At 68.6% G+C, this 13,679-nt stretch carries 13 protein-coding genes; 11 read left to right on the forward strand and 2 right to left on the reverse strand.

What is annotated here, in order from left to right:
- The first annotated feature begins 19 nt into the window (after nucleotides 1-19).
- The 6 genes from ripB to ACWW1C_RS13235 all read left to right on the forward strand — a co-directional run bounded on the left by ripB (nucleotide 20) and on the right by ACWW1C_RS13235 (nucleotide 5,712).
- A complete protein-coding gene (gene ripB, locus ACWW1C_RS13210) occupies nucleotides 20-742 on the forward strand; it encodes an NlpC/P60 family peptidoglycan endopeptidase RipB (protein WP_455983838.1) in 723 nt (240 codons plus the stop codon).
- 162 nt (nucleotides 743-904) lie between these two features.
- A complete protein-coding gene (gene moxR1 / locus ACWW1C_RS13215; protein WP_455983839.1) occupies nucleotides 905-2,053 on the forward strand; it encodes a chaperone MoxR1 in 1,149 nt (382 codons plus the stop codon).
- A 53-nt stretch (nucleotides 2,054-2,106) separates the two neighbouring features.
- Nucleotides 2,107-3,024 (forward strand): DUF58 domain-containing protein, encoded by a 918-nt coding sequence (locus ACWW1C_RS13220; RefSeq protein WP_455984268.1) that lies wholly within the window; start codon nucleotides 2,107-2,109, stop codon nucleotides 3,022-3,024.
- A gap of 51 nt (nucleotides 3,025-3,075) precedes the next feature.
- The gene (gene fabG1 / locus ACWW1C_RS13225) at nucleotides 3,076-3,840 is read left to right on the forward strand and encodes a 3-oxoacyl-ACP reductase FabG1 (protein WP_455983840.1); all 765 of its coding nucleotides are present in this window, start codon (nucleotides 3,076-3,078) and stop codon (nucleotides 3,838-3,840) included.
- 49 nt (nucleotides 3,841-3,889) lie between these two features.
- The gene (inhA, locus tag ACWW1C_RS13230; protein WP_455983841.1) at nucleotides 3,890-4,699 is read left to right on the forward strand and encodes an NADH-dependent enoyl-ACP reductase InhA; all 810 of its coding nucleotides are present in this window, start codon (nucleotides 3,890-3,892) and stop codon (nucleotides 4,697-4,699) included.
- A complete protein-coding gene (locus ACWW1C_RS13235; protein ID WP_455983842.1) occupies nucleotides 4,699-5,712 on the forward strand; it encodes a ferrochelatase in 1,014 nt (337 codons plus the stop codon). Before inhA ends, ACWW1C_RS13235 begins: the two co-directional genes overlap by 1 nt.
- Before the next feature lie 6 nt (nucleotides 5,713-5,718).
- Here the strand turns inward: ACWW1C_RS13235 and ACWW1C_RS13240 are convergent, their stop codons facing one another.
- Complete coding sequence (locus ACWW1C_RS13240) at nucleotides 5,719-6,555, reverse strand: hypothetical protein (RefSeq protein ID WP_455983843.1); 837 nt, start codon at nucleotides 6,553-6,555, stop codon at nucleotides 5,719-5,721.
- 59 nt (nucleotides 6,556-6,614) lie between these two features.
- Between ACWW1C_RS13240 and ACWW1C_RS13245 the strand changes: the two genes are divergently transcribed.
- From ACWW1C_RS13245 to ACWW1C_RS13255, 3 genes are read left to right on the forward strand one after another with little or no spacing between them, the layout of a single operon-like run.
- Nucleotides 6,615-7,046: an NfeD family protein gene (locus tag ACWW1C_RS13245; RefSeq protein ID WP_455983844.1), complete on the forward strand. Its 432-nt coding sequence runs from the start codon at nucleotides 6,615-6,617 to the stop codon at nucleotides 7,044-7,046.
- A gap of 46 nt (nucleotides 7,047-7,092) precedes the next feature.
- A complete protein-coding gene (locus tag ACWW1C_RS13250) occupies nucleotides 7,093-8,265 on the forward strand; it encodes an SPFH domain-containing protein (protein ID WP_455984269.1) in 1,173 nt (390 codons plus the stop codon).
- A 2-nt stretch (nucleotides 8,266-8,267) separates the two neighbouring features.
- A complete protein-coding gene (locus ACWW1C_RS13255; RefSeq protein ID WP_455983845.1) occupies nucleotides 8,268-8,627 on the forward strand; it encodes a DoxX family protein in 360 nt (119 codons plus the stop codon).
- 3 nt (nucleotides 8,628-8,630) lie between these two features.
- On the opposite strand, the gene ACWW1C_RS13260 is transcribed toward ACWW1C_RS13255, so the two are convergent.
- Nucleotides 8,631-9,353: a TVP38/TMEM64 family protein gene (locus ACWW1C_RS13260; RefSeq protein WP_455983846.1), complete on the reverse strand. Its 723-nt coding sequence runs from the start codon at nucleotides 9,351-9,353 to the stop codon at nucleotides 8,631-8,633.
- A 222-nt stretch (nucleotides 9,354-9,575) separates the two neighbouring features.
- On the opposite strand from ACWW1C_RS13260, the gene mutA reads away from it, so the two are divergent.
- Entirely contained in the window at nucleotides 9,576-11,423 is a 1,848-nt protein-coding gene (gene mutA, locus ACWW1C_RS13265; RefSeq protein WP_455983847.1) for a methylmalonyl-CoA mutase small subunit, read from the forward strand.
- A 2-nt stretch (nucleotides 11,424-11,425) separates the two neighbouring features.
- Nucleotides 11,426-13,675, forward strand: coding sequence for a methylmalonyl-CoA mutase (gene scpA / locus ACWW1C_RS13270; protein ID WP_455983848.1), 2,250 nt, complete (start codon nucleotides 11,426-11,428; stop codon nucleotides 13,673-13,675).
- Nucleotides 13,676-13,679: the final 4 nt, after the last annotated feature.

A 13,679-nucleotide genomic window follows, 5' to 3' on the forward strand; every position in this document is an offset into this window, starting at 1 on the left:
CAGACTAGGAGTTATTGCATTGCAGGGCAAGGAGTTTCACCGGAGAGACCTGCTCGCGGGCGTCGGCGCGCTGGCGCTGGCATTCGCGATCGGGCCTGCGCCGAGTGCCGTTGCCGACCCAGACGGCGGGTGGGATCCGACACTGCCCATGCGGGCCAGTTCCGGCGCTCCCGGTGACCCGGTGGCCATTGCCAACGCGACATTTCAGGCCAGCCAGTTGGCCCTGCAGACCACCCAGAACCTCGGCCAGAGCTTCCTGTCCAGCCTGGGCATCGGCGGCAAGCCGAGTGGCGCCGGCGGCGGCAGTGCCGCGATGATGCCCGGCGGCCGCGTCGGCGGTAAGCAGGCCATCGAATACGTCATCCGGCGCGGCGGCTCCCAGATGGGCGTCCCGTACTCGTGGGGCGGCGGCACCCTGACCGGTCCCGGCCCTGGCGTGGATTACGACGCGGGCAAGATCGGCTACGACTGTTCCGGGTTCACGCGCTACGCCTACGCCGGCGTCGGTGTCCAGATTCCCAAGTACTCGGGCGACCAGTACAACACCGGCCGCGCCATCCCGCCGTCGCAGGCCAAGCGCGGCGACCTGATCTTCTACGGTCCCGGTGGCAGCCAGCACGTCACGATCTACCTCGGCGGCGGAAAGATGCTGGAGGCGTCCGGCAGCGCCGGCAAGGTGACCGTCAGTCCGGTCCGGACGGCCGGCATGTCGGCGCACCTGTCGCGCATCATCGAGACCTGATAATCACCTAAGTCCGTCGCGTCAACGTCGACGGATACCCGACCGCCTGGAATAGTTGAGTCCGGGCGCGCCGCTATATTGGCGGCTACCCGCTAGACCAGCGATTTTGTGTACGACGAATCAGACGAACAGTCGGTCTGAATAAACCCGGGAGGAAGCTAGATGACGTCACCGAGTGGGCCGCCCGACGGCGCCGGAGGCTACCCAGGCCCGGCACCCACGCAGGGTTACCCGCCCGGGGCGCATGCCGCGCCCGCCGCGCAGCAGCCCGTCAGCGGCACGTTGCAGTCCGAGGTGCACACCCTCGAGCGCGCCATCTTCGAGGTCAAGCGCATCATCGTCGGCCAGGACCTCTTGGTCGAGCGCATGCTGGTCGGCCTGCTGGCCAAGGGCCACGTGCTGCTCGAAGGTGTGCCGGGTGTCGCCAAGACCCTGGCCGTGGAGACCTTCGCCAAGGTGGTCGGCGGCTCGTTCGCCCGCATCCAGTTCACCCCTGACCTGGTGCCCACCGACATCGTCGGTACCCGCATCTACCGCGTCGGCAAGGAAGAGTTCGACATCGAACTCGGCCCCGTCATGGTCAACTTCCTGCTCGCCGACGAGATCAACCGCGCGCCCGCCAAGGTGCAGTCGGCGCTGCTGGAGGTCATGGCCGAGCGCAAGATCTCCATCGGCGGCAAGACTTTCCCGCTGCCCAGCCCGTTCCTGGTCATGGCGACCCAGAACCCCATCGAGCAGGAGGGCGTCTACCAGCTGCCCGAGGCGCAGCGCGACCGCTTCCTGTTCAAGCTGAACGTCGGCTACCCGTCGCCCGAGGAAGAGCGCGAGATCATCTACCGGATGGGCGTCAAGCCGCCGGAGCCCAAGCAGATTCTCACCACCGAGGATCTCCTGCGGCTGCAGGATGTGGCCGCCAACACCTTCGTGCACCACGCCCTCGTCGACTATGTGGTGCGCATCGTGACCGCCACGCGTGAGCCCGAGAAGTTCGGTATGCCGGACGCCAAGGCGTGGATCGCCTACGGCGCCTCCCCGCGTGCCTCGCTGGGCATCATCAGCGCGTCGCGCGCGCTGGCGCTGGTGCGCGGACGTGACTACGTCATCCCGCAGGATGTCGTCGAGGTCATCCCGGACGTGCTGCGGCACCGTCTCGTCCTCACCTACGATGCCCTCGCCGACGAAATCTCCGCCGAGACCGTCGTCAACCGCATCCTGCAGACCGTCGCGCTGCCGCAGGTGAATGCCATTCCGCAGCAAGGACATTCGGTTCCGCCCGTGATGGCCGGCGCAGCTGGGGCCTCTGGTCGGTGACCGCCTCCGGATCCGATCCTTCGGCTTCGCCGAGGCAAGGCCGGTCGGTCGACCTGCCGTCGTTGCAGCGCGGCCAGATTCGCGATCCCGAACTGTCGGCCGCGCTGCGCAAGCTCGAGCTCACGGTCCGGCGCAAGCTCGACGGCGTCCTGCACGGTGACCACCAGGGCCTGATCCCCGGCCCGGGCTCCGAGCCGGGGGAGTCCCGGCTCTACCAGCCCGGCGATGACGTCCGCCGGATGGACTGGTCCGTCACGGCTCGTACGACGCATCCACACGTGCGGCAGATGATCGCCGACCGGGAGCTGGAGACGTGGTTGGTCGTCGACATGTCGTCGAGCCTCGACTTCGGCACCGCCGGCTGCGAGAAGCGTGACCTCGCCGTCGCCGCGGCAGCCTCCATCGCGTTCCTGAACAGCGGTGGCGGTAACCGGCTCGGCGCGATCATCTCCAACGGCGACACCGTGCGCCGGGTGCCCGCGCTGTCCGGCCGGCTGCACGAGCAGGAGTTGCTGCGCGCCATCGCCACCACGCCCAAGGCCCCACCCGGGGTCCGCGGCGACCTGGCGGCGACCATCGACGCCCTGCGGCGGCCCGAGCGCCGCCGGGGCATGGCGGTGATCATCAGCGACTTCCTGGGGCCCATCAACTGGATGCGCCCGCTGCGGGCCATCGCCGGGCGCCACGAGGTGCTGGGCATCGAGATCATCGACCCGCGCGACGTGGAACTGCCGGCCATCGGTGACGTCGTCCTGCAGGACGCCGAGTCGGGCATCACCAAGGAATTCACCATCGACGAGCAACTGCGTGACGACTTCGCCCGCGCCGCCCAGGCGCACCGCGACGAAGTGGCCCGCACGCTGCGTCGATGCGACGCCCCACTCCTGACCCTGCGTACCGATCGGGACTGGATCGCCGACGTCGTCCGGTTCGTGGCGAATCGTCGCCGCGGGGCCATGGCGGCGCGCTGACCCTGCGCGCCGATTTCGGCCTCCACCGGCAAAGACGATAAGTTGACCAGCATGAGTGACACTGTTGCCACCGATGGCGCCACCACGGCTGCCGGCGGCCGCCCCGCCTTCGTTTCCCGTTCCGTGCTGGTCACCGGTGGTAACCGGGGTATCGGCCTGGCCATCGCGCAGCGTCTGGCCGCGGACGGCCACAAGGTTGCCGTGACCCACCGCGGTTCCGGTGCGCCCGAGGGCCTGTTCGGCGTCGAATGTGACGTCACCGACGCCGAGGCCATCGACCGGGCGTTCAAAGAGGTCGAGGAGCACCAGGGTCCGGTCGAGGTGCTGGTGTCCAACGCCGGCATCTCCAAGGACGCGTTCCTGATGCGGATGACCGAGGAGCGGTTCACCGAGGTCATCAACGCCAACCTCACCGGCGCGTTCCGCGTGACCCAGCGGGCGTCGCGCAGCATGCAGCGCAAGCGCTTCGGCCGCATCATCTACATCGGCTCGGTCTCGGGCATGTGGGGCATCGGCAACCAGGCCAACTACGCGGCCGCCAAGGCCGGCCTCATCGGCATGGCCCGCTCCATCTCGCGTGAGCTCTCCAAGGCCGGCGTCACGGCGAACGTCGTCGCCCCCGGTTACATCGACACCGAGATGACGCGCGCCCTCGACGAGCGCATCCAGGAAGGCGCGCTCGAGTTCATCCCCGCCAAGCGCGTCGGTACCGCCGAAGAGGTCGCGGGTGCGGTCAGCTTCCTGGCATCCGAGGATGCCGGCTACATCGCCGGTGCGGTGATCCCGGTCGACGGCGGCATGGGCATGGGGCACTGACCCCGAATTCTTTGGCTTACCCGAACTTTCGTTTAAAAGGAGTCAGACAATGGCAGGTTTGCTCGAAGGCAAGCGGATCCTGGTCACCGGGATCATCACCGACTCGTCCATCGCGTTCCACATCGCGAAGGTCGCCCAGGAGCAGGGCGCCGAGTTGGTGCTCACCGGCTTCGACCGGATGAAGCTCATCCAGCGCATCGCCGACCGGCTGCCCAACCCGGCGCCGCTGCTGGAGCTCGACGTGCAGAACGAAGAGCACCTGGCCTCGCTCGGTGCCCGCGTCACCGAGGTCATCGGCGAGGGCAACAAGCTCGACGGCGTCGTGCACTCCATCGGCTTCATGCCGCAGACCGGCATGGGCGTCAACCCCTTCTTCGACGCGCCTTACGCGGACGTCGCCAAGGGCATCCACATCTCGGCGTACTCCTACGCGTCGCTCGCCAAGGCGCTGCTGCCGATCATGAACGAAGGCGGCGGCATCGTCGGCATGGACTTCGACCCGACCCGCGCCATGCCGGCCTACAACTGGATGACGGTCGCCAAGAGCGCCCTCGAGTCGGTCAACCGGTTCGTCGCGCGCGAGGCCGGCAAATTCGGTGTGCGGTCCAATCTCGTTGCGGCAGGCCCCATCCGGACCCTGGCGATGAGCGCCATCGTCGGTGGTGCGCTGGGCGACGAGGCCGGTCAGCAGATGCAGCTGCTCGAAGAGGGCTGGGACCAGCGGGCGCCGATCGGCTGGAACATGAAGGACCCGACGCCGGTCGCCAAGACCGTGTGCGCGCTGCTGTCCGAGTGGCTGCCCGCGACCACCGGTTCGATCATCTACGCCGACGGTGGCGCCAGCACCCAGCTGCTCTAGTGGAGTTCGACGCACTGCTGCTGCTGTCGTTCGGTGGGCCCGACGGCCCCGACGACGTCCGTCCGTTCCTGGAGAACGTGACACGTGGGCGTGGCGTGCCACCGGAGCGCCTGGACGCCGTCGCCGAGCACTACATGCATTTCGGGGGCGCGTCGCCGATCAACGCCATCAACCGGGCGCTGATGTCGGAGCTCGAGGCGGCGATGCCGGAGCTGCCGGTGTACTTCGGCAACCGCAACTGGGAGCCGTATGTCGAGGACACGGTTGCCGCCATGCGGGACAACGGGATTCGTCGGGCGGCCGTGTTCACGACATCCGCGTGGGGCGGTTACTCCAGCTGCCGGCAGTACGTCGAGGACATCGCGCGCGGCCGGGCCGCGGCGGGACCGCAGGCGCCGGAACTGGTCAAGCTGCGCCAGTACTTCGACCATCCGCTGTTCGTCGAGATGTTCACCGAGGCCATCGGGGAAGCGGTCGCGCAACTGCCCGCCGAGCTGCGTGACGAGGCCCGTCTCGTGTTCACGGCGCACTCGATTCCCGTCCGGGTCGACGACCGGGACGGCCCGCGGCTCTACAGCCGACAGGTCGGGTACGCCGCCCGGTTGGTCGCCGCGGCCGCCGGCTACGACGACTACGACCAGGTGTGGCAGTCCCGGTCCGGGCCGCCCCACATCCCCTGGCTGGAACCGGATATCGGGGATCACCTGGCGACGCTCGCGGCGGCCGGCACCAAGGCCGTCATCGTCTGCCCCATCGGGTTCGTGGCCGACCACATCGAGGTGGTGTGGGATCTCGACAACGAGCTCGCCGAGCAGGCCGCCGGGGCCGGAATCACGTTGGTGCGCACCACGACTCCGAACGCCGACCCGCGGTTCGCGCGGTTGGCCGCGTCGTTGGTCGACGAGCTGCGGACAGGTGCGGCGCCGGCGCGGGTCGAGGGCCCGGACCTGGTGCCCGGCTACGGCTGCAGCGTCAACGGGGCATCCTGCCTGCCGGGCTGCTGCGGTTCCTGACGGGTCCTAGCGCTCCCAGGCCGAATGCAGGATGGCCGTCACGGCGGCGAGCCGGGCGGAGCGCACGATGTCTGACAGGGGCCGCATGGCCTCGGTGGCGATCTGCATCTCCGACGCGCTCTGCAGGCCGATGGGTGCCAGCCCGGCGCTGACGGTGATGATCGCGTCGATGTGCGCCGCCGTCTCCAGCACCCGCACCGCGCGGTTGGGCGCATGGTCGGGTAGCCGGTGCAGATGCCCGGCCTCGAGCAACTGCTCGACCATGTCGCGCGGATCATCGATGTCCGAACCGGGTTCGGCCCGCAGCCGGCCGAGGGCGTCGGCCGCAGACCGGACCGCGTCGCGCAGCCGGTACTCCTCTTCGCCGAGGTCGAAGTGGCCGGCCACCGGTGCGCTCGGCAGTGAGTACACCGTCCAGGACAGCGCCTTGACCTCGGCGTCGTCGGTGTCGTCCTCGTATTCGAAATCGGGGACCAGCCCCACGGCCTCGCCGTAGTTGGAGGTCACGACGATGGCTTCGCCCATGTCGACGGCGTCCTGCTGGAACTGGGTGCCCGGGGTCAGGCCGCGGACATCCCCGGGTACGGGGAGTACCAGATTCAGGGCCGGCTCCGCCCGCGCGGCACCCGCCGCGTGTCGCAGCGTCTGCAGCAAGGTCACGCCGCCGTAGTTGGTCAGGTCCGGCCACGGCAGGCCGGTTCGGCTGGCCGCGACGGCGTCGTACGCGGCAATGGAATGCCTTGGCGCCCACGGCGATAGCGCATCCAGGACATCGTCGGGCGCGGCCAGGCCGGCATGCCAGGCATTGGCCCACACCGTCAGCGAAACACTCGGACACCACATGATGCACGCAGTGTAATTCGCTCCGGCCGGTAAAGCCTGCAAGGCGCTACTCTGGTCGCATGCCGGTGCCGTTGCTGTGGCTCATCCTGGCGATCGGGCTTGCCGGCGCTGAAGCGCTGACTGGTGACATGTTCCTGCTCATGTTGTCCGGCGGGGCGCTGGCGACCGCGGGCCTGAGCTGGGCCACCGACTGGCCGATCTGGGCCGACGGCGCCTCCTTCCTCATGGTGTCGGTGCTGCTGCTGGTCTTGGTGCGGCCGACGCTGCGCAAGCGACTGGGCGCCGCGGGCCTGCCCGAACCGGTGAAGGCGCTGGAAGGCAAGACGGCCCTGGTGCTGGAACGGGTGGCCCGCCATGAAGGGCAGGTAAAACTCGACGGCGAAATCTGGACGGCGCGTCCGATGGCGGACGACGATGTCTTCGAGCCCGGCGATCACGTCACCGTGATGCGGATCGACGGCGCGACCGCGGTGGTCTTCCGGACCATCTGAAACGCAAGGAGAGCTGAAATTGACTGGTGCACTTGTTCTTCTGCTGATGCTGGTGGCGCTCGCCATCGTGGTGGTGGTCAAATCGGTGGCGCTGATTCCGCAGGCCGAGGCGGCGGTCATCGAGCGCCTGGGCCGCTACAGCAAGACCGTCTCGGGGCAGCTGACGCTGCTGCTGCCGTTCGTCGACAAGATTCGGGCTCGGGTCGACCTGCGTGAGCGCGTCGTCTCGTTTCCGCCGCAGCCCGTCATCACCGAGGACAACCTGACGGTCAACATCGACACCGTCGTCTACTTCCAGGTGACCAGCCCGCAGGCCGCGGTCTACCAGATCAGCAACTACATCGTCGGCGTCGAGCAGCTGGCCACCACCACGTTGCGCAACGTCGTCGGTGGCATGACGCTGGAGCAGACGCTGACCTCGCGTGACCAGATCAACGCCCAGCTGCGCGGCGTGCTCGACGAGGCCACCGGCCGGTGGGGCCTGCGGGTGGCCCGCGTGGAGCTGCGCAGCATCGACCCGCCGCCGTCGATCCAGGAGTCGATGGAAAAGCAGATGCGGGCCGACCGGGAGAAGCGCGCCATGATCCTGATGGCGGAAGGCAGCCGGGAGGCGTCGATCAAACAGGCCGAAGGCCAGAAGCAGTCGCAGATCCTGTCGGCCGAGGGCGCCAAGCAGGCCGCGATCCTGGCCGCCGAGGCGGACCGGCAGTCCCGCATCCTGCGGGCCCAGGGTGAACGTGCCGCCCAGTATCTGAATGCCCAGGGCCAGGCGAAGGCCATCGAGAAGACGTTCGCGGCCATCAAGGCCGGCCGGCCGACACCGGAGCTGCTGGCCTACCAGTACCTGCAGACCCTGCCGCAGATGGCAAAGGGCGAGGCCAACAAGGTGTGGGTGGTGCCGAGCGACTTCGGCTCTGCGCTACAGGGTTTCACCAAGATGCTCGGGGCGCCGGGGGAGGACGGGGTGTTCAGGTACACGCCGTCGCCGGTCGACGACGCCCCGGTCAAGGATGACGACGACGAGGTCGCCGACTGGTTCTCCACCCAGGCCGATCCGGCCATCGCGCAGGCGGTGGCGAAGGCCGAGGCCGAGGCCCGCACGCCGGTGCAGCAGCCGGGCTACAGCGCCCAGCCGTTGCCGCCTCCGGCGCCACCGACACAGCCCCTCCAGGCCCGTCCAAACCCTGAGATCGATCCGCCCGGACTACACGCGAGGTGACGATGAGTGCACTGACTTCCCCGAAGACCTACACCGCGCTGGCATTGCTGATGGCCGGCGATGCGGCGGCGTGTGCCGTCCCCGTCGCGCCCATCGAGAAGGCGCTCAACGGGGTGAACTTCCCGCTAGAGTACCGGTGGATCCTCGTCGGCTCCAAGGCGGCCGCAGCCGTGGGTCTGCTTGCCGGACAACGCAATTCAGCCCTGGCTCGGCTGACCACTGCGATGTTGGTGCTGTACTTCACGCTCGCGGTCACCGCACACATCAGGGCCCACGACAAGCCGCAGAACGCGGCGCCGGCCGTGTTGTTCCTGGCGCTGTTCACCGCGATGACGGCGAAGGGGCTGCCCGAGCGCGAGTGACGCTTACGACGTGGCGTCCACCGGGTGCTGCGCGGCGTGGGCGCGGCGATGGAGCCGAATCTCGTAGAGCAGCCCGCAGATCCCGATGGTCGCGGTGCAGGCCGATACGACGAGCAGCGACGGCCGAATCTGTCCGGTGAGCGCGTCGCCGAGGATGACGACGGCCGCGGTGCCGGGCAGCAGCCCGAAGAACGTCGCGAACGCGTAGGGCACCACGCGGACCGACGACGCCCCGGCCGCGTAGTTGAGCACCGAGAACGGCACCGCCGGGATCATGCGCATCGACAGGATCGCGGCCCAGCCCCGGTCCTTGAGCCGGGCGTCGAGGCTGTCGATGTGCTTGTGCGACAGCTTGCTCAACTGCCAGCCCAGCACCCGGACCAGCCACAGCGCGATCAACGCGCTGAGCGTGCTGGCGATGACGGCCAGTGTGACGCCGAGGGCGGAACCGAACAACAGGCCCGCGGCGAGGGTGAACGCGGTGCGCGGGAACGGCAGCACCGTGACGATGGTGTGTGCGACCAGGAAGGCCAGGGGGAACCACGGACCGGCCGCGGCGGCCCAGTCGCGCATCTGGACCGCGTTCGGCAACGGCACCCAGATCGCGATTGCGACGAGAATCACAATTGCCGTTCCGATGCCCACGGCCCTTCGCAACGGCATCTGCGCCGCAGTGGCTTGCACCGCAGACAGGACCGTGCGCAGCGCGCTGACAACGGAGTTCACGTCTTCCAAGGGTACGGGGCGACCAGCTGATCGCCGCCGTCAGGAGCTGTCCAGGATGCGGTCGATCGGGGCAGTCCGTCGTCGTCAGAGGTATGGACAGTCGGTGTGCCGTGGAGCTACTGGGTAGTAGCGACCTGTGTGATTTAGCCTGAAAATCGAATGTGATAGGCATTTCTGCATGCAGTGCCATATTTCTGATGGCCGAAAGATTGGGAGTCGCCGGTGACTGTCGACGCGTCCACCGTTCGGGACCGCTACGCGCGGTGGCAAGAGAACGTCGCAGGCGTGCTCGCCAAGAGCACCCGCAAGGCAGTCGAGGATCTTCCCGCAGACCCCGAGCGTCTGCTCGACTCGCCCACCTACGACGGTTTCCCGGTCCGTCCCCTCTACACCAGCCTGGACGGCCTGCCGGAGCCCGCGCTGCCCGGACACTGGCCGTTCACCCGTGGCGGTGACGCGCACCGTGATGTCCTCGCCGGCTGGAAGGTGACCGAGTCGTTCCCGATCGCCGGCGATGTTGATGCCGCTGACGTCCGTACGGTCAACGGCGCGATCCTGCTCGCCCTAACCGACGGCACCAGTGCCCTCGAGGTCCGGGTCGGGGCCGCGGGCGTGCCCGTCGACCAGCTGGACCGCGTGTTCGAGGGCGTCTTCCTGGATCTGGTTCCCGTGATCCTTGATGCCGGAGCCGACATCGGCGGTGCAGCCGACCAGCTGCTGACCCTGGTCAAGCCGTTCGACGCCGACCAGCGTGCCCGTCTGTCGATCGATCTGGGCGCCGACCCGCTGACCGCGCCGCTGTCCGGCCGTGCTGCCGCGACCGAAGCCGATGTCGTCGCCACCGCGGCGAAGCTCACCGAATACGACGGCGGAGTGCGTGCCGTCACGGTCGACGCCGCCGCGCTGCACAACCTCGGCGCCAGCGCCTCGCTGGAGCTGGCGGGTGCCATCGCTGCCGGGGTCGCCTACCTGCGCCTGCTCACGGAGAACGGCCTGTCTGCCGCGGATGCGTTCCGGCAGATCAGTTTCCGCTTCGCCGCCGATGACGACCAGTTCGCCACGATTGCCAAACTCCGTGCGGCCCGCCGGCTTTGGGCCCGGGTTGCCGAGGTCGTCGGTGCACCGGACTCTGGTGCCGCGACGATCCACGCCGTCACCTCGAAGGCCATGATGTCGCAGCGCGACCCGTGGGTGAACATGCTGCGCACCACGCTCGCCGCGTTCGCCGCGGGCGTCGGTGGCGCGGACACCGTGCTGGTCGAGACGTTCGACGCCGCCATCAACGGCGGATTGCCCGGTACCGCAGTCACTTTCAGCCGCCGCATGGCCCGCAACACCCAGCTGCTGCTGCTGGAGGAGTCGCACCTGGGCCGGGTCGTCGACCCGTCGGGCGGCTCGTGGTTCGTCGAGGATCTCACCGATCAGCTGGCGCAGCAGGCCTGGGCGAAGTTCCAGGAGCTGGAGTCGCTGGGCGGCTTCGTCGCGGCCCGCGATCACCTGAGCACCCAGATCGCCGAGGTTGCAGCCCGTCGCGCGGATGACATCGCGCACCGGCGCAACGCGCTCACCGGTGTCAACGAGTTCCCGAATCTCGACGAAACCGCACTCGCGCAGACTGATTCGCCTCCGGGCGTGGTCCGCTACGCGGCAGCTTTCGAGGCCCTGCGCAACCGCTCCGACGCCCACCTGGCCAAGACCGGGAAGCGGCCGCAGGCGGTGTTGCTGCCCGTCGGGCCGCTCGCCGAGCACAACATCCGCACGACGTTCGCGTCGAACCTGCTGGCTTCTGGTGGCATCGAGGCCGTCAACCCCGGCACCGTTGATGTTGCAGCCGCCGCATCCGCCAGCGCAGGACATGTCGCTGCTGTCCTCTGCGGCACCGACGCCCGGTACGCCGACGAGGCGAGCGACGTCATCAAGGCCGCCCGGGCCGCCGGCGTCAGGCACGTCTACCTCGCCGGTCCGGAGAAGGCAGTGGCAGCTGCCGCTGACCAGCCGGACGAGTTCCTGACCATGAAAATCGATGCTGTCGAAGCGCTTTCGACCCTGCTCACCCGATTGGGGGCATGACCATGACCGCTTCTGACGTAACCACGATCGGCAGTTTCGCCGACGTCCCGCTGCAGGGCGAGGCCGCTGCCGCGCCCACTGCCGACGCCGTCAGCACCCACGTCGCGGATGCGGCACAGGCGCACGGCTACACCGCGGAACAGGTCACCTGGTCGACGCCCGAAGGTATCGACGTCAAGCCGGTGTACATCGCCGAGGATCGCGATGCCGTGGCCGCCGCGGGCTACCCCCTGGACAGCTTCCCGGGCACCCCGCCGTTCATCCGCGGGCCGTACCCGACCATGTATGTGAACCAGCCGTGGACCATCCGGCAGTACGCCGGGTTCTCCACCGCCGCAGAGTCGAACGCGTTCTACCGCCGCAACCTGGCCGCCGGGCAGAAGGGCCTGTCGGTGGCCTTCGACCTGGCCACCCACCGCGGCTACGACTCGGACCACCCGCGCGTGGCGGGTGACGTCGGAATGGCCGGTGTGGCAATCGATTCCATCCTCGACATGCGTCAGCTGTTCGACGGTATCGACCTGGGCAGCGTCAGCGTCTCGATGACGATGAACGGCGCGGTGCTGCCGATCCTCGCGCTGTACGTCGTCGCCGCCGAGGAACAGGGCGTGCCGCCGGAGAAGCTGGCCGGGACCATCCAGAACGACATCCTCAAAGAGTTCATGGTCCGCAACACCTACATCTATCCGCCGAAGTCGTCGATGCGGATCATCTCGGACATCTTCGGCTACACCAGCACCAAGATGCCGAAGTTCAACTCGATCTCGATCTCGGGCTATCACATCCAGGAGGCCGGTGCGACGGCCGACCTGGAGCTGGCCTACACGCTGGCCGACGGCGTCGAGTACATCAAGGCCGGGCTGGACGCGGGTCTGGACATCGACAAGTTCGCGCCGCGACTGTCCTTCTTCTGGGGCATCGGGATGAACTTCTTCATGGAGGTGGCCAAGCTGCGCGCGGGCCGACTGCTGTGGAGCGAGCTGGTCGCCGAGTTCTCCCCGAAGAGCGACAAGTCGCTGTCGCTGCGGACCCACTCGCAGACCTCCGGCTGGTCGCTGACGGCGCAGGATCCGTTCAACAACGTCGCCCGCACCTGCATCGAGGCCATGGCCGCCACGCAGGGTCACACGCAGTCGCTGCACACCAACGCCCTCGACGAGGCGCTGGCGCTGCCGACCGACTTCTCGGCCCGCATCGCGCGTAACACCCAGCTGCTGCTGCAGCAGGAGTCGGGCACCACGCGGCCCATCGACCCGTGGGGCGGGTCGTACTACGTCGAGTGGCTCACCCACCAGCTCGCCGAGCAGGCCCGCGCCCATATCAAGGAGGTCGCCGAGCACGGCGGCATGGCGCAGGCGATCGGCGAGGGCATCCCGAAACTGCGCATCGAAGAGGCCGCGGCCCGCACCCAGGCCCGGATCGACTCCGGCGCCCAGACGGTGATCGGCGTCAACAAATACCAGGTGGACGAGGACCAGGAGATCGAGGTCCTCAAGGTCGAGAACAGCCGGGTGCGCGCCGAGCAGCTCGCCAAGCTCGAGCGGCTGCGGGCCGACCGCGACGAGGCCGCCACCCAGGCCGCGCTGGCCGAATTGACCCGTGCGGCAGGCGAATCCGGCCACGCCGGCGAGGACGGCCTGGGCAACAATCTGATGGCGCTCGCCATCAACGCGGCCCGCGCCAAGGCCACTGTCGGCGAGATCTCCGACGCCCTGGAGAAGGTCTACGGCCGGCACCAGGCCGAGATCCGGACCATCGCCGGCGTCTACCGCGACGAGGTGGGGAAGGCCGGAAACGTGAGCACCGCGACGGAATTGGTCCAGAAGTTCGCCGAGGCCGACGGCCGTCGCCCGCGCATCCTGGTGGCCAAGATGGGCCAGGACGGACACGACCGCGGCCAGAAGGTGATCGCCACCGCGTTCGCCGACATCGGCTTCGACGTGGACGTGGGCTCGCTGTTCTCCACGCCCGACGAGGTGGCGCGGCAGGCGGCGGACAACGACGTGCACGTGGTCGGGGTGTCCTCGCTGGCGGCCGGTCATCTCACGCTGGTGCCCGCGCTGCGCGACGCACTCGCCGAGGCGGGGCGGCCGGACATCATGATCGTGGTCGGCGGCGTGATTCCGCCGGGCGACTTCGACGAGCTGTACGAGGCGGGTGCCGCGGCGATCTTCCCGCCGGGCACCGTCATCGCCGACGCCGCGATCGGCCTGTTGGGCAAGCTCGCCGATCGTCTGGGCTACAAGCTCTGAGGAC

It is taken from the genome of Mycobacterium sp. HM-7, assembly GCF_053852335.1.